This window comes from Enterococcus sp. AZ067, assembly GCF_051715005.1.
In the GTDB taxonomy this organism is placed as follows: domain Bacteria; phylum Bacillota; class Bacilli; order Lactobacillales; family Enterococcaceae; genus Enterococcus_D; species Enterococcus_D casseliflavus.
This window is the reverse complement of record NZ_JBIOSY010000001.1, coordinates 157,586-179,080: the sequence shown is the minus strand read 5'-3', so window position 1 is coordinate 179,080 and position 21,495 is coordinate 157,586. Positions and strand designations below refer to the sequence as shown.

20 protein-coding genes are annotated in these 21,495 nt (G+C 44.3%); 9 read left to right on the top strand and 11 right to left on the bottom strand.

The annotated features are described in order from the left end of the window. The first annotated feature begins 8 nt into the window (after positions 1-8). The 4 genes from IGI82_RS00835 to IGI82_RS00820 all read left to right on the top strand — a co-directional run bounded on the left by IGI82_RS00835 (position 9) and on the right by IGI82_RS00820 (position 4,418). Complete coding sequence (locus tag IGI82_RS00835; RefSeq protein WP_010748570.1) at positions 9-767, top strand: MurR/RpiR family transcriptional regulator; 759 nt, start codon at positions 9-11, stop codon at positions 765-767. Positions 768-926: 159 nt separating this feature from the next. Further along, positions 927-2,237, top strand: a complete 1,311-nt coding sequence (locus IGI82_RS00830; protein ID WP_008376519.1) for a PTS sugar transporter subunit IIC — start codon at positions 927-929, stop codon at positions 2,235-2,237. Between the two features lie 32 nt (positions 2,238-2,269). Continuing rightward, positions 2,270-3,709: a 6-phospho-beta-glucosidase gene (locus IGI82_RS00825; RefSeq protein WP_311776540.1), complete on the top strand. Its 1,440-nt coding sequence runs from the start codon at positions 2,270-2,272 to the stop codon at positions 3,707-3,709. 205 nt (positions 3,710-3,914) lie between these two features. Continuing rightward, positions 3,915-4,418 carry a GNAT family N-acetyltransferase gene (locus IGI82_RS00820; protein WP_010748567.1) on the top strand — a complete coding sequence of 168 codons (504 nt, stop codon included), beginning with the start codon at positions 3,915-3,917 and terminating at the stop codon, positions 4,416-4,418. A 43-nt stretch (positions 4,419-4,461) separates the two neighbouring features. On the opposite strand, the gene araD is transcribed toward IGI82_RS00820, so the two are convergent. Genes araD through ulaG form a run of 7 tightly spaced genes read right to left on the bottom strand, consistent with a single transcriptional unit; the run spans position 4,462 to position 10,090 of the window. Continuing rightward, complete coding sequence (gene araD, locus IGI82_RS00815; RefSeq protein WP_016609058.1) at positions 4,462-5,148, bottom strand: L-ribulose-5-phosphate 4-epimerase AraD; 687 nt, start codon at positions 5,146-5,148, stop codon at positions 4,462-4,464. Next, the gene (locus IGI82_RS00810) at positions 5,120-6,019 is read right to left on the bottom strand and encodes an L-ribulose-5-phosphate 3-epimerase (RefSeq protein ID WP_010748565.1); all 900 of its coding nucleotides are present in this window, start codon (positions 6,017-6,019) and stop codon (positions 5,120-5,122) included. The genes araD and IGI82_RS00810 overlap by 29 nt, the downstream gene beginning before the upstream one ends. Positions 6,020-6,025: 6 nt before the next feature. Then, positions 6,026-6,664 carry a 3-keto-L-gulonate-6-phosphate decarboxylase UlaD gene (locus IGI82_RS00805; RefSeq protein WP_010748564.1) on the bottom strand — a complete coding sequence of 213 codons (639 nt, stop codon included), beginning with the start codon at positions 6,662-6,664 and terminating at the stop codon, positions 6,026-6,028. Between the two features lie 56 nt (positions 6,665-6,720). After that, positions 6,721-7,014, bottom strand: coding sequence for a PTS sugar transporter subunit IIB (locus IGI82_RS00800; RefSeq protein WP_008376531.1), 294 nt, complete (start codon positions 7,012-7,014; stop codon positions 6,721-6,723). A gap of 23 nt (positions 7,015-7,037) precedes the next feature. Beyond that, positions 7,038-8,504: a PTS ascorbate transporter subunit IIC gene (locus IGI82_RS00795; protein ID WP_016609056.1), complete on the bottom strand. Its 1,467-nt coding sequence runs from the start codon at positions 8,502-8,504 to the stop codon at positions 7,038-7,040. After that, positions 8,505-8,978, bottom strand: a complete 474-nt coding sequence (locus IGI82_RS00790; RefSeq protein WP_438841694.1) for a PTS sugar transporter subunit IIA — start codon at positions 8,976-8,978, stop codon at positions 8,505-8,507. A 47-nt stretch (positions 8,979-9,025) separates the two neighbouring features. Continuing rightward, positions 9,026-10,090, bottom strand: a complete 1,065-nt coding sequence (gene ulaG / locus IGI82_RS00785) for an L-ascorbate 6-phosphate lactonase (protein ID WP_016609054.1) — start codon at positions 10,088-10,090, stop codon at positions 9,026-9,028. A 329-nt stretch (positions 10,091-10,419) separates the two neighbouring features. Here ulaG and IGI82_RS00780 point away from each other — a divergent pair, with 329 nt between their 5' ends. After that, the gene (locus tag IGI82_RS00780) at positions 10,420-11,187 is read left to right on the top strand and encodes a DeoR/GlpR family DNA-binding transcription regulator (RefSeq protein ID WP_010748560.1); all 768 of its coding nucleotides are present in this window, start codon (positions 10,420-10,422) and stop codon (positions 11,185-11,187) included. A gap of 165 nt (positions 11,188-11,352) precedes the next feature. On the opposite strand, the gene IGI82_RS00775 is transcribed toward IGI82_RS00780, so the two are convergent. Further along, positions 11,353-12,375: a YeiH family protein gene (locus IGI82_RS00775; protein WP_060791641.1), complete on the bottom strand. Its 1,023-nt coding sequence runs from the start codon at positions 12,373-12,375 to the stop codon at positions 11,353-11,355. 65 nt (positions 12,376-12,440) lie between these two features. Here IGI82_RS00775 and IGI82_RS00770 point away from each other — a divergent pair, with 65 nt between their 5' ends. Together IGI82_RS00770 and uvrC are read left to right on the top strand one after the other, a co-directional pair. Continuing rightward, the gene (locus tag IGI82_RS00770; protein ID WP_034870186.1) at positions 12,441-13,292 is read left to right on the top strand and encodes a LysR family transcriptional regulator; all 852 of its coding nucleotides are present in this window, start codon (positions 12,441-12,443) and stop codon (positions 13,290-13,292) included. A gap of 232 nt (positions 13,293-13,524) precedes the next feature. Beyond that, positions 13,525-15,315, top strand: a complete 1,791-nt coding sequence (gene uvrC / locus IGI82_RS00765; RefSeq protein WP_015508751.1) for an excinuclease ABC subunit UvrC — start codon at positions 13,525-13,527, stop codon at positions 15,313-15,315. Between the two features lie 74 nt (positions 15,316-15,389). On the opposite strand, the gene IGI82_RS00760 is transcribed toward uvrC, so the two are convergent. From IGI82_RS00760 to IGI82_RS00750, 3 genes are all read right to left on the bottom strand, one after another. Beyond that, on the bottom strand, positions 15,390-16,130 hold the full coding sequence (locus tag IGI82_RS00760; protein ID WP_008376546.1) for a GntR family transcriptional regulator: 741 nt from the start codon (positions 16,128-16,130) through the stop codon (positions 15,390-15,392). A gap of 191 nt (positions 16,131-16,321) precedes the next feature. Next, on the bottom strand, positions 16,322-17,602 hold the full coding sequence (locus tag IGI82_RS00755; protein WP_005232725.1) for a PTS sugar transporter subunit IIC: 1,281 nt from the start codon (positions 17,600-17,602) through the stop codon (positions 16,322-16,324). Between the two features lie 247 nt (positions 17,603-17,849). After that, positions 17,850-19,238: a glycoside hydrolase family 1 protein gene (locus IGI82_RS00750; RefSeq protein WP_010748556.1), complete on the bottom strand. Its 1,389-nt coding sequence runs from the start codon at positions 19,236-19,238 to the stop codon at positions 17,850-17,852. A gap of 159 nt (positions 19,239-19,397) precedes the next feature. On the opposite strand from IGI82_RS00750, the gene celB reads away from it, so the two are divergent. Then, positions 19,398-20,669: a PTS cellobiose transporter subunit IIC gene (gene celB / locus IGI82_RS00745; protein WP_005226670.1), complete on the top strand. Its 1,272-nt coding sequence runs from the start codon at positions 19,398-19,400 to the stop codon at positions 20,667-20,669. 108 nt (positions 20,670-20,777) lie between these two features. Further along, positions 20,778-21,494: a GntR family transcriptional regulator gene (locus tag IGI82_RS00740; RefSeq protein ID WP_005226669.1), complete on the top strand. Its 717-nt coding sequence runs from the start codon at positions 20,778-20,780 to the stop codon at positions 21,492-21,494. The last annotated feature ends 1 nt before the right edge of the window (position 21,495 follow it).

Below are 21,495 nucleotides of genomic sequence, written 5' to 3'. Positions count from 1 at the left end.
GAACCAGCATGGCGCTTTTTGAACAATTAAACTTGAACAAGCTCTCTGCGGTAGAACAAGAAATCTACCGTTTTATCGTCAATCACTTAGAAAAGATCCCGTATATGCGCGTGCGCGACATTGCCGATGATGCCCATGTCTCTTCGACTTCGGTCTTTCGTTTTATTCAAAAAGTCGGCTTTCAGTCGTTTCCAGAATTTCGCTTCTATATCAAAAATCATTTAGAAAAAGCCCATTTTGATGCGCATCCTGAACACTTAGGTTTAGAAGCGCGCATCAAAGGCTTGAATATGCAGATCTTCCACCCTGATGCGGAATACCAAATACGAAAACTCGCCGAAGCGATGCGGGATGCCGATTTGATCTTATTTATGGGCATGGGAGCATCTGGTGCGATCGCGCAATACGTTGCCCGCAAACTAGCCAGCCTCGGTTACTTTAGCATCAGCATTGATGAGCTGACCTACCCGATCAAAAGCTTTTTACGAAAAGATCAAAAGAATGTTTTGGTTTTTTTGAGTGTCTCTGGTGAAACCAAAGAACTGATCGAAGTCATTACCGGTTTAGACAATCAGGCGATCGTGCAGAAGTACTGCATTACCCCAAATCGGGAAAGTACGTTGGCACGCCTGTGCGATTATTCGATCGAGTATGCGATCAAAGAGGAACGCAAAGACATCTTTCTTGATTTGACTAGTCAACTGCCTTCAGTAGCGATTTTAGAAACGCTGATCGGCTATTTGCAAGATTATCGTACCCATTCTTGATGGTTCAGTTTACTGAACCATCTTTTTTTGTAACACTGTGTTCCAGCTGCGGAATTTTTTTCATTTCTTGAGAGATATGTACGGAATCCGTATCCGCTTACTTTTAGTCGTTTTCATTCGCTATAATGATGGCATCAATTAATGAAAGGTGTTATTATTATGCAAAAATTCAATGACCTGTTAGACCGCTCGTTGGTACCAATCGCAACAAAGTTGAACAATCAACGCCACGTAGCAGCGATTCGAGATGCGTTCATGCTGATTTTCCCACTGACCATCGCTTCTTCTCTCGTTATTTTGGTCAACAATATTTTATTTTCCAATGAGAGTTTCATCGTGCAATTATTTCAACTGAATCGACTTTTCCCGAATCTGGAAAGTGCCCAGCAAGTCCTAGCTTCCGTGGCGAACGGGACCATCAACATTATGAGTTTATTTATTGCGTTTCTTGTTGCTCAGCTTTTAGCCAAGCATTTCCAAGCAGATGCTACGCTAGTTGGTTTGACAAGTGTCGCTGCCTTTATGATCTTGTACCCGACCTCCTTTGCAGTAGATGATGTCAATGTGATCTCCACACAATATTTAGGCGCCCAAGGGTTGTTTGTAGCTATGATCGTGGCTTGTTTGGTCGGTGAATTCTTGCCGAAGCTTTTCAAAGTCAAACGACTGCAGATCAAAATGCCTGAAATGGTACCACCAGCAGTTTCTCGTTCCTTTTCTGGCATGATTCCGATCGTGATCATCGTGGCAGTCACTGCTTTGATCAATTTCTTAGTTTTGATGATCGCACCAGAAGGCATCAATGAACTGATTTATAATGGGATCCAAAGTCCATTGCGGGATCTGGGGGGCAATGTCGTCGGTGTCTTGATCTTGGCGTTCTTGCAAACTACGTTGTTTGCGATCGGGATCCATGGACCAAATACTTTGAATGCGGTTCGTTCAGCGATTTTTACCGAACAGGACCTAGCTAACCTAGACTTTATCAACCAAGGCGGCTCCTTGTGGGACGTTCCTTACAAAGAAACTTGGGGCGTTTTAAATGATATGTTCGCAAATATGGGCGGAACTGGTATGACATTGGGCTTGATCATTGCGATCTTCATCGCTTCAAAACGTCCAGAACAACGTGAGATCGCTAAGATGTCTTTAGTTCCAGGGATTTTCCAAATCAATGAGCCGATGATCTTCGGTCTACCGATCGTCTTGAACCCAATCATGATCATTCCGTTTATTTTGACGCCTATGGTCAATATTTTGGTGGGTTATTTTGTCACTGTTGTCTGGCCGATCATGCCGACCCCAGCGATTGGGGTACCATGGACGACCCCAGGAATCATTAATCTCTTTTTAGGAACTGGAGGAAATGCGATCGCTGCGGTTGTCGGTGTCGTCTGTCTTGCGATTTCGGTCTTGATCTATTTGCCATTCGTGATCGCCTCTAACCGTTCCCAAAAAGTGGAATTATAAGCAAACGAATGAGTCGAGGAGGAATGAAATTTATGTCCGCAAAAATGCCAAAAGATTTTTTATGGGGCGGCGCGATCGCTGCCCATCAAGCGGAAGGCGCTTGGAATGTTGCTGGCCGTGGAATGAGTACCGCTGATGTTATGACGGCCGGTGGCAACGGTATTCCCCGTAAAATCACCAAAGGCGTCATTGAAGGAGAGTATTACCCGAACCATGAAGCCATTGACTTTTATCACCGTTACAAAGAAGATATCCAGTTATTCAAAGAGCTGGGCTTGAAATGTCTACGGACATCGATTTCTTGGAGTCGGATCTATCCAACTGGAACAGAAGAAGAACCAAATGAAGCCGGTCTCCAATACTACGATGATCTTTTCGACGAATTGCAGGCAAACGGCATCGAACCCGTGATCACTTTGTCCCACTTTGAAATGCCTTATGCCCTCTATGAAGAATTTGGTGGGTTTGCTAACAAAGCAGTGATTCCCCTCTTTGTCAAATTCGCTAAGACCGTTTTTCAACGGTATCGTGACAAAGTAACGTATTGGATGACCTTCAATGAGATCAATAATCAAGCAGATGGGCAAGAGCCGCTGCACGTTTGGACCAATTCTGCCATGATCATCGAGGATGACAGTCAAAAAGAAGCACTCGTCTTTCAAGCGGGCGTCAATGAGTTGATTGCCAGTGCGGCAGCGGTGATCGAAGGCAAAAAAATCAATCCAGAGTTTCAGATTGGCTGTATGATGGCCTATGTCCCAGTCTACCCCTACTCTTGCGCACCCGCTGATTTGATGGCATCCGTCAAAGCCAATGAACGGCGCTATTTTTACAGCGACGTCCACGTACGAGGCAAGATCCCAACCTATGTGCAAAAATATTGGGCAAAAAAAGACATCACGATAGAGATCACGCCCGAGGAACAAGCGCTATTAAAAGCGGGAACCGTTGATTATATTGGGTTCAGCTATTACATGTCAGGAACGATCTCAACCCTTGATGAGGTGGCTGGCACACCAACTGAGGATATCCCAGGAGCAAAAATCGTGAGTAATCCTTATATCAGTGCTTCTGATTGGGGCTGGCCTATCGATCCAGTCGGGTTGCGTTATGTGTTAAATACGATCTATCAACGCTATGACTTGCCGCTATTTATCGTGGAAAATGGCTTTGGTGCTTACGATCAACTAACTGATGAGCAGCAAGTCCATGATGACTACCGCATCACTTACCTGAAAGAGCACATCGAACAGATGGAAAAAGCGGTAGTTGAAGATGGTGTACCGTTATTAGGCTATACGCCTTGGGGGATCATTGATATCGTCAGCTTCGGCAGCGGCGAAATGGAGAAACGCTATGGCATGATCTATGTCGACAAAGATAATACCGGGAAAGGAACCTTGAATCGTTTGAAAAAAGATTCCTTTGCGTGGTACCAGCAAGTGATCGCCTCCAATGGTGAAACGCTCTAATTACTGCTTCCATGACTAACGTACAAAAACCGCCCCTCGTTGCGCCATACTCCTTTTCACATTAGGAGCCCGGCAACGAGGGGCGGTTTTCTTATTAAAGAGGGGCGCCATTGCGAGGATGGCTTTTCTTATCATCACTAAACACTACCTCAATGCTGTGGTACACTATAGCTATTCATTTACTTTCACTTTAAGGAGGAGCTGCATGAAGCCGATATTTCGTTCGATCCAATCTCAAGATGATGCGCCCTTAGCCGCTATCATTCGCAAAAGCTTGACCGACCACCAGTTGGCGGTTCCAGGGACTGCCTATTTTGATCCCGAGTTAGACCACTTAAGTGAATTTTATGCAGCAGATCCTGCTAGCCGCCATTATTTTGTCGTCACTAATGAATCGGGTACCCTTTTAGGCGGCGGTGGTCTTGCCGCTTATGATTCAGAAGGGAAAATCGCCGAGCTGCAAAAATTTTATCTCAGTGATGCTGCCAAAGGGCAGCGCCTCAGCTATCCCTTGCTGGCGAAGATCGAGGCCAAAGCTGTTGAACTAGGTTATCGGCAACTCTATTTAGAATCCCATCATTCTCTAGAAGCAGCCTTGCATGTCTATCAAAAAGCCGGCTATCGCGCATTGTGCCAGCCACTATTGGCAGCACAGCATACCACGATGGATCGCTTTTATGTGAAAACACTCGCTGAAGAAAACGAATAGAAAAGCAGCCGTTCCTTGATCGCTAGGAATGGCTGCTTTTCCGTTATCCTTGTCCATAATAAGCATGTTCGCCATGCTTGCGGAAATAATGTTTATCCAGCAAATAATCAGCGATCGGTGTTCGATCCAAGGTCAAAGCTTCGGTACCTAATGCCATTTCTGCGACCTCTTCTAAAACAATACTATTGCTGACCGCTTGTTCCGCAGATTGCCCCCAAGTAAAGGGACCGTGTCCCGCTGTGAGGACAGCTGGGCATGCAAGTGGATCTAATCCCCGCTTTTCAAACGTCTCGACAATGACTTTGCCAGTTTCTTTTTCATAGTCTGCCGTTACCTCAGAGGCCCGTAACGGTCGTGTGCAAGGGACACTACCATAAAAAGTATCCGCATGCGTCGTTCCATATGCAGGAATGTCTCGCTGTGCTTGCGCCCATTTTACCGCATTTGTCGAATGCGTATGGACGATCGCCTTGACGCCTTCGAAGTGCTTATACAATAGCGCATGGGTTTTGATATCCGAGGAAGGCTTCAACGCCTTCGCCTCTTTCGGCGTTCCCGCTAAGTCGCAAACTACCATTGAATCAACCGTCATCGTCTGATAATCAACACCGCTGGGTTTAATGACGATGATCCCTAAATCTCGATCGATCTCACTGACATTTCCCCAAGTTAGCTTTACTAGTCCTTCCTCAGGCAGTCTCTTATTGGCTTGATAGACTCGCTCTTTCATCAATTGAAGCTGATTGATCAAGGTAACCGACCTCCTTTAGTTTTGGTAATAAAAATGCTTTGGCTTGTTCGATTTCCGCAATCGGGTCAGCGCTCGTCTCACTCCACATCTCGATGACAAAAGAACCGTTATAATTCAACCGCTTCAGCGTGCGTAAGCAGCCATCAAAATCAACACACCCAGTGCCAAACGGTACTTCTTTAAACTTTCCTCGAAACTTATCTGAAACCGCCAATGTATCTTTCAAATGAATCTGGGTTATCTCGCAAATGCCTTTTTCTAATTCATAACCGACATCATTTTCTGGCCAGGCCGATAGGTTCCCGACATCTGGATAGACTTGTAGATAGGGCGAAGGGATCTGCTCCTTGATCCGTAAATACTTTGAGATAGAATTTAGAAACGGATCATCCATGATCTCTAGTGACAAAACGACACCCTTTTCAGACGCCCTAGCGACCGCTTCTTTTAGATTGGCAATGAACCATTCTCGGCTACAAAGACTTTTTTCCTCATAGTACACATCGTATCCGGCTAATTGGATGCAGCGAATACCCAAATCTGAAGCCAGGTCAATGGCTTTTTCCATCAGATGCATCGCGTGCTTGCGCTTTTTTTCATCGATCGAACCAAAGGGAAACCGCCGATGTCCACTGAGACATAAAGACAAGATTTTGATCCCCGAGGCATAGATTGCCTCGACGATCTCTTTGCGTTGCTCTTGGTCCCACTCTAAGCGTGCCAAGCGTTCATCGGTTTCATCAATGGACATTTCAATGAAATCGAAGCCTCGGTCTTTGACAAACTGCAATCGTTCCGACCAAGAGAGGGTTTTGGGTGTTGCTTTTTCATATAGACCGATCAAACTCATGGAAAACTACCCCCAAATCCGTAAAATCTCTTGCTTGAAATCAACTGCTGCTTGTTGCGGATCGTCAGCTGCAGTGATGCCTCGTCCTGTGATAAAGGTATACACATCAATGCCAGCAAACAGAGCCAACGTCTCGACGCTCAATCCTCCCGTGACTGACACTCGAAACCCCATATCGATCAATTTACGGACTTTCGTTAAATCTTTTTCTCCCCATGTTTCACCAGCTAACAGTGCGTCACGACTTTGATGATAGATAGCTTGTGAGATGCCGGCATCTAGCCACTGCTGTGCTTGCTGGTAGGTCCAGTCACCATATAATTCTACTTGGATCTCAGCAATTTCTTTTGCCGCTGCCTTCATTGTTGGGATCGTTGCTGCACAAATCACGGTCATATAATCCGCGCCAGCTTGCTGGCAGTTTTTGGCGACCGTCCCACCGGCATCGGCACATTTTGTGTCTGCTACGATCAACTTTTCCGGATACATCGCTCGGAAGCAGCGTAGGACCTGTGCTCCTTCTTGCAACAGTAAAATAGTTCCTGCTTCAATGATATCCACCACATCGCCAACTTTTTTGATATCAGCCAGTGCACCAGCTAAATCGGAGTGATCGCAAGCGATCTGCAGTTTTGGTATACTCATGAAATTCCCCTCTCTTTTGTTCGATCATCTTTTTGTTCTTGTCACGTCCTGATGCACTACTCCTTCGAAAGACCCGCTTCTCTGACCCGCTCAATAATTTCTTTGGGGGACATCACATTTCTGACCCCGATCACTGTTACGCCCTTTTCTTTGGCTTTATCGAACATATTGACAAAGTTCATTGGCGTAAAGACCACATCGTAATTCTTGGCGGTGCTTTTGCCTTCAGAAATCGCGCAATGATGAATAGAGGTGATCGTGATCCCTTCTGACTTCAAAGCTTTTTCGACACTCCGCATCATCATCAAACTTGTTCCTGATCCATTTGCACAAGATACCAATACTCTCATCTTCTTTTCCTCCTAAGAATTCATTATTTTTGTTTTTCTACATACGCATCATAATCATCTACGATCAAGAAATACCCTTCTGGATCTCTGCGGTACTGCAACTGTGGAATCACTAATAAGATCACCACTACAAGAACCACACCAATGATGCCTAAGAATTTCATCAATACTGTAAAGAATGGCCAGACGGTCGCCCAGTCGAACATTCCAAGATAGCCGCCATATTGAGACAATCCTACCCAAGTAGCGATCAATGCCGAACCACCGATCTGAATAATGCCGGATAAGAATGGGAAGAGACAAGCCGCTTTGATGCCTCCGCGGTTGTTGGCAAAAACGGCGATCGCTGCGTTATCAAAGAACAGTGGGATAAACCCAGCAATGACGATCGTTGGTGAACGGAACAAAATCAGTAAAGCAATCATTAAGAATTGTCCTAATGCACCGAATAAAAAGCCCACCGTCACGGCATTTGGCGACCCAAAGGCAAAGGTTGCGGCGATATCGATCCCTGGAACAGCACCTGGTAAAATCGTATTCGAGATTCCTTGGAATGACTCGGTCAATTCAGAAACGAAGGTGCGGACACCTAATTGAAGGATTGCTAAATAGACGGCAAACATTAGTGAAGTTTGTAAAATATAAAATAAGAAACTTTGTCCTTCTGCCATAAATCCTGCTGTTATTAAATAATCTTGTCCAAGCGTTACTAAAATGATACCGAAGAAAAAGAGCATCAAAATCGAAGTCGATACCATATTTTCATTGAAGACTGATAAAAAACCCGGCAGTTCGACATCTTCTAATTTGCGGTTGGATTTGTTCTTTTTGAAGCGTTCCGCAAGTCGTGCAAAGAAGTAAACACCAAACATCTGTTGATGGGCAATCGCAAAACCAGCACCTTCCGTCAAATCTTGACAGATGCCAACGGTCAAATTGGACCCCACCGCCCAATAGCAGCCTAAGATCAAGCCCATGACAAGTAAGACTTCGATTCGACCCAGGTCTGGGAAACAGAATAGCAGCAGCCAAAAGGCCGTTGCGGCTTGCTGTACTTGCACATTTCCAGTAGTGAAGACGGCCCGCAGCTTCGTATATTTTTTGAAGCGAACGAGTAAGATATTAAAAACAAAGGCAATCAATAATAAGAGCATCGTGTCACCAAAGGTGCGTCCAAATCGTTCTTCAATGCCGGCGGTGATCGCATTTTGACCAAAATACGGGTCAGTGACCATCGCATCTAATTCAAAACGCTCCTTAAGCCCCACCAGGATCGGACGGAAATTATTGACCAATCCACCAGAGCCAATCGTCAAAATCAAGTAACCAACGGTGGCCTTTAAGAAACCTGCAACACATTCAACAAACGGCCGTTTCAATAGTAAGTAACCAATCAGTACAATAAAACCGATCAAAAAAGCTGGCTGCATCAAAATATTCTGAGCAAAGTAATCCCAGCATCTCAATAAGAAATCTCCTACCATTTCCATCTAATCCCTGCTTTCTTTTTGGTCATATTTCTCCATCACCGCTTCAAAATCTGCCATTGTTTTTACACCTAGTAAATCTTCCACCAGCCCTTCTTCCATCAGCATTTCGGATAAACTAGCGATATTGTTCATATGTGCTTCAGCGTTTTTGGCAGCGAGCATAAAGAACAACTGCGCCTCTTTGTCGGGGTCATCATCTTGAAATGAAACGGGGGCTGGAAAAATCGTCAATCCGATCCCCGTTCCTAAGACACCTTTGCTTTCTGCTGAAGAATGGGGCATGGCTACTTTGGGAATGATCACAATATAAGGACCGTATTGATGAACATCCCGAATGACATCTTCAATATACTGATCCGTGATCAACGCCTTTTGCTTTAATCCTTCGCCACTCGCCCAGATAGCGGCTTCCCAATCTTTGGGCTGTTCATGATTGATCGCAACCAACTCATTTTCATAAAAATAACGCAGCATTACCTTTGCTCCTTTCAAATTTGGCTTTTGCAGCATCCCCCCTTCTTTTATAAAAAAGAAGGGAATGGCGTATCATTATCGACCGAAAACACATCTTTGAAGCCGCGATAGAAATTAAATTCAAGATCATCTTTATTCGTTGGGTAGGTAAATTTGCCGCCAACTTGCCAAATATACGGTTTAAACTCATAGTTCAAACGATCTTTTTTAAACTTCCAAATCTCAGTGATCTCCTTTGGATCAGCCATAAAATTGGACCAGATATCATAGTGTACAGGTATCACTACTTTGGCATTGAGGGATTCTGCCATCCGCAACATATCGACTGAAGTAACCTTGTCGGTGATGCCCCGCGGGTTTTCGCCATATGCACCTAAGCAAACATCGATCTTGTACTGATTCCCATGTTTAGCAAATACATTCGAATAATGAGAATCTCCAGCGTGATAAATCGCCCCACCGGAAGTCTCAAACAAGTAATTGACTGCGATACGATCCATGTCCTGTGGTATTTTTCCTTTCAAGCTGGTATCCGGATCTTCACAAGTAATTAGAGCGGTTCGATCGAATGCTTCTAAAGCGACGATTTTCACCTGCCCAATGGTCACTTCATCCCCTGGTTTGACCACGATGGTTTTTTCTTCTGGTATTCCCCATTTCAACCAAGTTGCAACGACTTCATGGGGACCGACGAATTTTGCTTCTGGACAATTTTGATGGACTGCAGCTGCGGTATTGATGTCTAAATGATCGGAATGAATATGGGTCACCACTAACGCATCCACTCCTTTGATTTCAAATGGATCGATCACAAAGGGCTGCGTCCGTAAGTTAGGCTGCATTTCCTGTACACCACTCATCCGCATCATTTGATGGCCTTTTTTCATTTGGCCATTCCCATGACTGCGTTTGCCAGTGCCGCACCAAAGGTCGCATAAAATGTTGGTTCCTTCCGCACTCTTTAACCAAATACCCGTACAGCCTAGCCACCACATGGAAACTGTGCCTTCTTTCACAAGTTCACTTTCGATCTCCTCGTTTAAATAGGTTCCCCATTCTGGAAACGTATTTAACAGCCAACTCTCTTTCGAAACATCATTTACGTGTACCATCTTTGTTCCTCCCTTGCTTATTTACACCTTGATTCTAACATATAGAAAAACGCTTTCAATCAAGTTTTATGTTAATTTATCTTATTTTATGTTAATTTACCGAGAAATAAATGTGATTATTTAATATATATGGTAATGTTTCTGTGATATGTTAAAATGAGTTCGAAAGAAGAAACGATAAAAAAATGGCAGTTTCTAAACGACGGCTGTGCGATTATCCCGCGAATTCGTGAGAAAGAGACACGTGATTTTGCTGCACAGGATAATTGCAAGCTGGACAAATGATAGAAGACAATAATAGAAAAAAGTGCATGTGAGGAGGAAGTATCGTGAAACGTTCCAATGAAGAAGTGAGGCAAAGAAGAAAACAATTGATCGATTTGATAAAAGCATCTGGTCTTTCTGATGTGAGGACCCTCAGTCATCAGTTGGGAGTATCAGAGATGACGATCCGCAGAGACTGTACTGTCCTCAGTGAGATGGGTCAGATCAAACAAACCCACGGAAAAATCGAATACTGTGAAGCTTATGAAGATGAAGCACATCCCACCGACTCGATCGAGTACATCAAAGATCGACTGGCCAAAGAAGCGGCTCGCCAAGTAAAAGATGGCGATACCCTTTTCGTCAATACGAGTACCAGTGCAGCTCAAACGTTGCGCCATCTCACAGACAAACGAATCAGTTTGCTGACAAACAACACGAGTGTGATCCAAATGGAACACCATCCAAAATCAACGATTGTTTTAAGTGGTGGCGAAATACGTTACCCTAAAGCGGCATTGTCAGGAGACATCGCCGTGGAGTCATTTTCTCACGTTCGTTCTGATGTTACGATCATTGGCTGTAGTGGGTTAGATTTACAGACCGGCATTTCCACTTCAGTAATCCACGAAGCCAAAGTCAATGCGAAAATCATCGAAAATTCTGGCAAGTTGATCGTTATCGCGGATTATCGCAAAATCGGTAAGCAATCCAATTTTACGATTGGCGCAATTGCGGATATCGATCTGCTGATCACCGATCATTACTCTGATCCCAAAGTCATCGATTTGATTGAGCAACAAGGTGTTCAAGTCATCCAAGTACCCGTCTAACCTTCTTTACCGCTAAAAAAAGCCCGACAGTTGATCTGAAATGCCACGCCTTGCTGCCTCTTCCAACAGAAACAGCAAAGCGTGCCCTTCGATCAACCGTCGTGGCTTTTTTCGTTAAACAATCGTGCGCTTCAAACGTGCTTTATGGGTCGTGCCTCTTGTGAATTAGAGCCGCAGCAACCAAATCAATGCAACAGCACCCACGGTTTGGACAGCACCAACGGAAAGACCATAGAATAAAAAGCGCGGGCCTTCTTTTAAAAACTTGCGGAAATCCAAGCGCAAACCAATGGCTGCCAACGCCGTCGTTTCAAACCACGTACTGATAAAATGAGCGCCCTCATTCAACCAGCTAGGCAGCGGCAAGAAGCTGTTCAAGATACAGATGGTCAAGAAGCCCAACACATACCAAGGGATCGGCAGCCGCAGCTTGCCTTTGGCTTTGGTTTTGGTGGGGGTCTTTGTCGTCATTCGTTCAAAAACAATGACGACGACTGCCAACATGATGATGCGCGCGATTTTAAAGAGCATCGCGTATTTGACGGTGTCGGCATCAATCAAACTAGCCCCCGCCACGACTTGTCCGACGGATTGCAGCGTGCCACCAAGTAAGGCGCTTTTTTGCAACAGATCATCGCCGTATAAGGCCAAGCCTAAAAACGGCAGCGTCAGCATCATCACTGTTCCTAAAAGATTGACCAAGGTGATGATCTGCCCTTTTTCTTCATCATCGGCATCAATGGCTGGTGCGATCGCCGCAATCGCAGAGGACCCGCAGACAGCGTTGCCGCCTGCCATCATCAGGCTCATCTTTTGATTAAAGCCCATTTTTTTCCCTATCAAATAAGCAGCGGTAATGACCAAACTCATCATCAGCAATATAAAGAGAAAGCCCCGAAGGCCCATTTCACTGATGGTCTGGAAAGTGACGGTAAAGCCCAGCAAAACCACCGAATATTCCAAGAGCCGACTTTCCGCAACCTTCGTTCCGACTTGATAGCGTTCTTGCTTGAACAGTGTATTTCCTAAAATGATTCCTAATAAAATAGCAAGGGTTGCTCCCCCTAATTTTGGTACAGCCAAAGCCATGATTCGGGCGATGACGGCTACCGAAAAGGATAGGAACAAACCGGGAAGTATCAAAGCTGTTTGTCGTTGCTTCATTGCTTTCATCCTTTCATATAACATCCATTATACACAGATTGACCGATCAGTAGGATTTATTGGTATAATAGTTATGATTGAATTTTCTAATGGAAGGGATTGCAATGTTAAAATTACTGGAGACCTTCAAGATGGTCTATGAAACGAAAAATTTTTCGAAAGCTGCCGAATTGCTGTTTATTTCGCAGCCCACGGTTTCTGCTCAGATCAAGCAGTTGGAACAAGACCTGGATACACCGCTTTTTTTACGCAATGGTCGCAAAAACGTGATCGCCACGCCCCAAGCAGAGTACCTTTACGAAAAGGCACTGAATTTATTGGATGAGTGGTCGACGATCGCCAGCGAGATCCATACCAACACGCAGCATCAAAGCCACTGTGCCCTAGGCATCTCTCATACCTATGCGATGGCCTTGATGCCTGACTTGATGATTGCTTTATACAACGCCTTTCCCACGGTGCGTTTTCGGGTATCGATGATGAACTCCGCTGAAGTCTTAACAGCGCTTGAGCAACATCAACTAGATTTAGGGATCATTGAAAAACCCTTATCTGCACCAAGTATTTTGCGTTTCCCGATTTTGAAAGATCAGCTCGTCTTAGCTGGTGATCCCCAAGTTGGTCCTTGGCTTGTTCGAGAAGCGAGTTCTGGTGTCTACTATTACACTAAGCGCTATCTAGAGGAACAAAATATTCAAGGACCGATCATTGAGATCGCCAGCAATGAATTGATCGTCGCTTTACTGAAACAAGGCTTCGGCTGTTCGATCCTTTCCAAGCGAGCCGCCCACGGCATTGGCTATCAACTGCTGGATAAAAATTTTGAGCGGCAATTTTACCTCATCCAGCGCAAAGCCGTCACAGAACCAGCCATCGAGGGATTGCGGACCTTCATTCAGGAGTGGTCGCAAGAGGATTCCTCACAAGCAGAAAGCAAATAAATTCACTTGTTTTTAAGGGAGGAAACCACCGCCTCGTGGGATTTCTTAACCTTTTCTTACGATTACGCTTCCTCGCTGCCGATCTGGCCCGTTTGATTGTTTCTTAAGAAATTTGTGCTAAAATGAAGAGTACTGGCTATGGGCTCTAATGTTCCCCTTTTTGAGGAGAGCTTAGACCGCCTTTTGACTACTTTTGCAGTTCGTGAGCAAACCAGTAAGAAAGGATCTTGAAATGAACGAACAAATCAAGAACAAATTAGCACTGCTTCCTGACCAACCTGGTTGTTATTTAATGAAAGATAAAAATAACAAAATCATCTATGTTGGGAAAGCCAAAATTTTAAAAAATCGTGTCCGTTCGTACTTTACCGGCAGTCACGATACGAAAACCGAACGGCTCGTTCAAGAAATCAATGATTTTGAGTACGTCGTTACCGAATCAAATACGGAAGCCTTATTGCTGGAAATCAATTTGATTCAAAAAAATAAACCGAAATACAATATCATGCTAAAGGACGACAAGTCGTATCCTTTTATTAAAGTGACCAAAGAGCGCTATCCGCGTCTGATCATCACTCGTAAAGTTTTAAAAGACGGGGCTTTATATTTTGGCCCTTATCCTGATGCACGAGCAGCCAATGAAACCAAACGGGTGCTGGATCGCCTCTTTCCTTTGCGAAAATGCGGTCCTTCTCAAAAGCGGCCTTGTCTTTATTATCATTTGGGTCAATGTGTCTGTCCTTATGTCAACAATGTAGACCCCAAGGATTATCAGAAGATCGTGGATCAAGTCAAACACTTTTTCCACGGCGGTCACGTCGATATTTTGAAAGACCTGAAAGAGAAGATGGGCGAAGCCATTGAAACGTTAGAGTTTGAACGAGCGGCTGAGCTGCGGGACCAGATCCAAGCAATCGATACCGTCATGACGCGACAAAAAATGACTCTGACAGATCTGATGGACCGTGATGTCTTTGGCTACAGTGTCGACAAAGGCTGGATGTGTGTCCAAGTCTTCTTTATCCGTCAAGGAAAGCTGATCGAACGAGAAGTCTCTTTGTTTCCTTTCTACAATGAAGCGGATGAGGATTTCTTGACCTTCGTCGGCCAGTTTTACCAAAAGAATGAACACTTCATTCCCAAAGAAGTCTTTGTTCCGCAAAATGTCGATGCCGCACCGTTAGAAGCGCTGCTGGAAACCAAAGTCCTGCAGCCCCAACGAGGCGACAAAAAGAAATTGGTCGATTTGGCCAATAAAAATGCCCGCATTGCCTTGGCGCAAAAATTTGCGTTGATCGAGCGTACTGAAGAACGGACGATCGGTGCTGTGGATCGTCTAGGCGAAGCCATGGGGATCGCGACACCTTATCGGATCGAAGCCTTCGATAACTCCCACATCATGGGGACCGATCCGGTTTCTGCAATGGTGGTTTTTGTCGACGGGAAGCCGTTTAAAGATGATTATCGGAAATATAAGATTCGTACCGCACAAGGCGGCGACGATTATGGCTCTATGCAAGAAGTCATCTATCGCCGATACTCTCGTGTCCTAAAAGAAAACCTGCCTTTTCCTGATCTGATCATCATCGATGGTGGGAAAGCCCAAGTCGGTGCCGCCCAAGAAGTGCTGCATAACCAGCTAGGTTTAGATATTCCCGTTGCCGGTTTAGTGAAGAATAACAAACACAAAACCAGCGAGTTGATTTTCGGGGAATTTTTAGATCCGATCCAGCTGGAACGCAATTCTGTGGAATTCTTTTTGCTGCAACGGATCCAAGATGAGGTCCATCGGTTTGCGATCACCTTCCATCGCCAACTGCGCAGTAAAAACAGCTTTTCTTCCAAACTGGATGAAATTCCTGGCTTAGGACCAAAACGCAAGCAACAGCTGATGAAAACCTTCAAGTCGTTAAAAAACATCCAAGCAGCTTCCGTGGAAGAGATCCAGCAAGCTGGCATCCCCAAAGCCGTTGCGGAAACTATCTTAGCCAAACTAGGCGATCAAAATCAACCCACTTCTTAAGTCAAAACAAAAACGCTCCATGGCCAACAGTAGCTATGAAGCGTTTTTTCATTGAAGAAGCATTTTGTAAGCCGTTACTTTTTGCGGTGCTGTAACAGATCAGGCTTCATGTCTAACATGGAATAGCCACGAACATCATACCGATTGCGGCTGCAGGAATAGTCCACTGGACGTCCCGATTCTAAATAGATGATCTGTTCTAATTCCAATACTGGGTCATCTGCTTGGCACGCTAAATAGGTTTGATCGTATTCATCGCTTTTGGCAGCCTGAAAGGTCCGATAAGCACCAGCAAATTTGTAGCCTAAATCTTGCAGTAGATAGTCATAGACGGATTCTTCCAAAATCTCTTTCGTCAAACCGCTGACCAGATCCAACGGCATATAGGAATGCTCGAGTATGTATGGATTGCCTTCTAAGATCCGCAAACGGATCACATGATAGATTGGTTGTTCGGCAGTGATCTGAAGCATCTCTTGAATTCTTGTTGTAGGAAAACAGACTTCAAAGGTGATGACTTGGCTAGTCAATGTCCGTTTTTCTTGTTTCATCTGATAGCTCAGGCCTTTGTATTCTGTCACCGATGAGGTATCTTTGCCCCAAAAGGAATGATTCAAAACTTTGGTCCCTAAGCCGCGCTTTGTCAGCAGCAAGCCTTCCATAATCAGGATATTCACCGCATTTTTAATCGTCATTCGGCTGACGCCAAACTCTTCCACTAACTCTGTTTGATAAGGTAAAAGACTGTCTTTCGGATAAGTTCCGTCCTTGATTCTTTTACGCAGAACATCTGCGATCTCCATATATTTGGGCATTTTGCCACCTCCAAAACGTGGGTTGTATTGTATTGATTGAAAAACGATAAAAGAACCGGCCAAACGAAAAGAGTGTCATCACACCACTGCACCTTCCAATGAAGCAGTGTGATAAGGGGTATTGCACTCTGATCGCGGCCGGATAAGGTCTATTACGTTTGGCGCTTGTTTCTAATCGACTCGATCAGACATTACGCATTTTTTAAACGGCGTGTTTCTTGAATTTGCGCCATTTTCACGAACGGCAAGTAGATAACGATCGACAAGATCAAGTTAACAGCTGCCAAGATTCCGCCAGCAATACTTTGTGTCGACAAAATACCGCCGATGATTGGTGGCGTCGTCCATGGTGCGATGACGGTACTTGCAGGAACTAAGCCAGTTGCGGTTGCAAAATAAGCAGTCGTTACTAAAACAAGTGGGGTCAACACATATGGGATGAACAAGATTGGGTTCAAGACAACTGGTAACCCAAACATCACTGGTTCATTGATCATGAACACACCTGGTGCAACGGATAGTTTTGCGACAGTCATATACGCTTTATGATGACGAGCAACTAAAAAGATCGCAATCAAAAGACCTAGTGTCGCACCTGTTCCGCCGATGTTCACGAAAGAATCAAAGAATGGTTTGTTCACGATATAAGGCAAATCTGTTCCTGCTTCTAATGCTCGTGCGTTTGCTTCGATCGCTGGCACATTGATCGTTTGCATGAACGGGTCGATGATGTTGGCACCATGTAAACCAAAGAACCATAAGAATGCAGAGATAAAACCTAATAGCAAAGCAGCTGGGTAAGAGTTTGCCAAGCCCATGAATGGTTGTTGCACCAATTCATAGAAGGACAATACGATACTTGTCACACCAAATGCTTGGAAAATTGCTGTAAACAAAGCAAAGATCGATACGGTGATCATTGCTGGGAATAATGCAGCAAATGAACGTGAAACTGCTGGTGGTACTCCATCAGGCATGTTGATGACTAAGCGTGGGTTGCCAGCTAGACGACGGAAGATCTCAGTAGAAATGATCGATACGATTAATGCTAAAAATAATCCTTGAGAACCAAGTCCGGCAGCTGTTAACAAACCATCTGGGCCTGTCGCCATTGCACCTAATGCGAAGAAACTTGCAACTGAGATCGCCCCAGCACCTAATGCGTCTTGATTGTAGCTTTTAGCTAAATTATACGCTACTGTGAAAGCGATTAACAGACCAAGTATTGAAAAAGTACCTGCTGACAAGTTGTTCCCAAAGGCTTGCCATGTTCCTTCACCAAAAATGCCATTCATAAAATCAATATAGGCAGGGATTGGTAAGTTGTTGATCAATACCCCAAAAGAGCCTAAGATCATCAACGGCATCGTTACGATAAATCCGTCACGAATGGCCACTAGATGTCTTTGAGAGCCTATTTTAGAAGCGATCGGAATAAAGTGCTTCTCCATAAATCCAATAAATTTATCCATTGTTTTTTCTCCTTTCAAACCCTAAACAAAATAATGAAACCGATTTCTACTAAAGAATACCACGAGAACGTTTCCATGTCTAGTCTTTTCTTTATCAAAACTGTGCTTTTATTTAACCCAGCTTATCATTTGCAAAAACAGGTGGTTTTTTAATAGAATCCCCCCTTTGAAATCAGCCAGAAAAAATCCGCGATTTTACATAAAAAAAGCAATGCTGATTCCTACAGCATTGCTTTTTTCATTGTTATTAAAAGCCGTTATTATCTGAAACTTCTTTAAACCAACGACCTGATTTTTTCACCGTTCGTTTAGCATCATTTGCTAAGTCAACGGAGATAAATCCGTAACGGTTCTTGTAAGCATTGGTCCATGACCAGTTGTCCATGCAGGTCCACATATGGTAGCCAACACAATTGGTTCCTTCTTGGATCGCTTGGTGGACGTACTTCAAGTGGTCAGAGACAAATTCGATGCGGTAATCATCTTCGATCACGCCATCAGCATTGACGAAACGTTCTTCTCCTTCGACACCCATGCCATTTTCAGAAATGTAGCACTTGATATTGCCATAGTTTTCTCGCGTGTTCGTCAAAATATCATAGATCCCTTTTTCATAGATTTCCCATCCACGATACGGGTTCATTTTCTTGTTCGGCATATCATAGTTATCAAAGTAATCATCAGGCATTGGACTTTTCGCTTCATCGATCGGTGATTCTTTCTTCATGATACGACGAGGTTGATAATAATTGATCCCCAACAAGTCGATCGTATTTTCGCGAATCGTTTGTAGATCATCGGCTTCCATCGCTGGTACCATATCCAATTCCTTGACGATAGTCACTAATTCTTCTGGGAACGTGCCTTTGACCGCAGGGTCTAAGAAAGAACGATTAAAGAAGGCATCCGCGATTTGCGCTGCTTTGACATCCTCTGGATCGTTCTCATCTCTTGGATAGCTTGGCGTCAAGTTCAAGATGATGCCGATCTCCCCATCAAGGTTCATCTCATGATAGACTTTGATGGCTTTAGCACTCGCCAACGTTTCGTGGAACCCAACTTGGACTGCATGTTTCATGTTGATCTCATTCGGATAATGGAATTGGTAAAGATAGCCGCCTTCAACAGGGACGATCGGTTCATTATGAGTGAACCATTTCTTGACACGATCACCAAATAATGTAAAGCAGGTTTGCGCAAATGCGACATAGGCATCCACGGTCTCTCGGTTCAACCAGCCGCCTTTTTCTTGCAGCGCCATCGGCATATCGAAGTGGTAAAGGTTCATGAAAGGTTCGATCCCATTGGCGATCAGCTCATCAATGTAGGCGTTGTAAAAATCAACGGCTTTTTGATTGACTTCTCCTTTGCCTTGCGGGAAGAGACGACTCCATTGGATCGACGTCCGAAACGTCGTATGGCCGGTTTCTTTCATTAATTGAATATCTTCTTGATAGCGTGTATAGACTTGCGAGGTTTTTTCAGGACCTACCCCATTGAAAAATTTCTCTGGTTCTTGCTGATACCAGTAATCCCAGATGCTTGCCCCTTTGCCATCGCCTTCAAATACACCTTCTGTTTGCGGGCCACTAGCGGCTGACCCCCACCAAAAGCCTGCTGGAAATTGATAATCCATCTTCATTCACTCCTCATTTTTTCTTTGCTGCCCTAATCATAAAGGAAGCAGTTACAAAAATCAATCTTTTTTAAAATAAATGTATAGACATTTAAAATAAAACATGATACATTATCAATGTAATCGATTGCAAAAAGAAATTTAAGGAGTGAAATAATAATGAATGGTTTTATGGACAAGTTATCTGAAAAGATTTTGCCCTTGGCGAATGCCTTAGGACAAAATCGCTACCTGACCGTCTTGCGGGACGCGTTTATGCTTTCGTTCCCAATCACTATGTTTGGATCGATCGTGGTCGTTTTAAACAACCTGCCCTTCTTCAGTGATGCCACTAAAGGAACATTAGGAACACTGTTTGGCAATGGGCAAAATGCAACAATGAGTATCATGACTGTTTTCGTTACTTTCGGTATTGGCTATTATTTATCAAAATCATATGATGTGGAAGGGATTTTTGGTGGTGCCGTTTCGTTTGCCAGCTTTTTGATCTTGACTCCTTTCTTTATGACTACTGAATCTGGCGAAACGATCTCCGGTGTGCTGTCTCTTGATCGTCTTGGCGCAAAAGGGATGTTTATCGGGATGATCGCAGCATTTTTGGCAGCTGAAATCTATTGCCGCATCACAAAACGCGGCTGGCAGATCAAAATGCCTGATGGGGTACCACCAGCAGTTTCTAAATCTTTTGCCGCTTTGATTCCAGCAATTATCACCTTAACGGTATTCTTAGTGATCAATGCCATCATGACGGGTGTCTTCAATGCCAACTTGCATGACCTGGTTTATGAATTGATCCAAAAACCATTGACTGGACTAGGCAGCAGCTTGCCAGCAACTCTATTGGCTTTGTTCTTTGTTCAATTCCTTTGGTTCTTCGGTCTACATGGTCAAATCATCGTCAACTCTGTGATGGACCCGATTTGGAATACATTGATGTTAGACAACTTAGAAGCGTATCAAAATGGGGATGCACTGCCGCATATCGTCACAAAACCATTTATGGAAACCTTTACTGTTGGATTAGGCGGTTCTGGTATGACGTTAGCCGTTGTTATCTTGATGGCTTTCGTATTGAAGAAAAAACAATACCGCGATGTGGGTCGTTTGGCTTTAGCACCAGGGATCTTTAACGTTAACGAACCAGCCATCTTCGGTATGCCGATCGTCTTGAATGCGACGATCCTGATTCCTTGGGTCGTGGCACCTCTTGTGGTAACGACCTTCAACTACTTAGTGATGGCGGCTGGACTTGTTCCTGCACCAACTGGTGTTTCTGTTCCTTGGACCGTTCCAGTGGTCTTCAGTGGTGTCTTAGCAACCAACTCTTGGTTAGGTGGTTTGCTGCAAGTCATTGACGTGGTGATCGTCGGCTTGATCTGGTATCCATTCTTACGTGTTTTAGATCGTCAAGCAGAACCATCGATCGATTAAGCGCAACGGCTGGCTGAATTTTTTCAGTCAGCCGTTCTTTTTATAAAAAAACCAAGGTTTGATTGTCGAAACCGCTTTTTTCAGCTATACTTCTTGCGAGGTGATCAGATGCCAAAATACCAAGAAATTGCCAATATTTTACGCACACGTATCAAAAACAAAACGTATCCGCCTGACAGCTTACTGCCGAACCAAACTGATTTAGTCGAGGAATTCGGAGTCAGCCGGATGACCGTCAAAAAAGCCATCGGTATTTTAGCCATGGAAGGACTGGTTTATTCTCAGCGGGGCGCTGGAACAAAAATATTGAACCATCCATTCTTAAAAAAAGACACCACTGCTTTAACGGTCTATGAAGGCTTGTCAACGGAAATGGGCAAAGCTGGCCGCAAGCTAGTCAGTCAGGTCATCGATTTTCAAGTCGAATTTCCTGACCAAACGATCCAAGAAAAGTTGATGTTAACGGAAGAACAACCGATCTATAGTATTGTCCGCTTGCGGATTCTTGAAGACCAACCGTTTATTTTAGAATATACCTATATGCCCGTCCATTTGGTGCCCAATTTAACTCGTGGCCATTTAGAAAGTTCTATCTACCGTTATGTCAAAGAGGAACTAGGGGTCCAGTTTGCTGGCGCCTACCGCACCATCGCCGCTGATAAAAGTACCGCGTACGATCAACAGTATTTGGACTGTAAAGCCGATGATCCGGTCTTAGAGATCGAACAGATCGTCTATCAGAAAAATGGCTCACCCATCGAATTTTCCCGTAGTCGCAACCGTTATGACGTGCGGGCCTACTCTTATTTAGATGTCCAGCACTAAA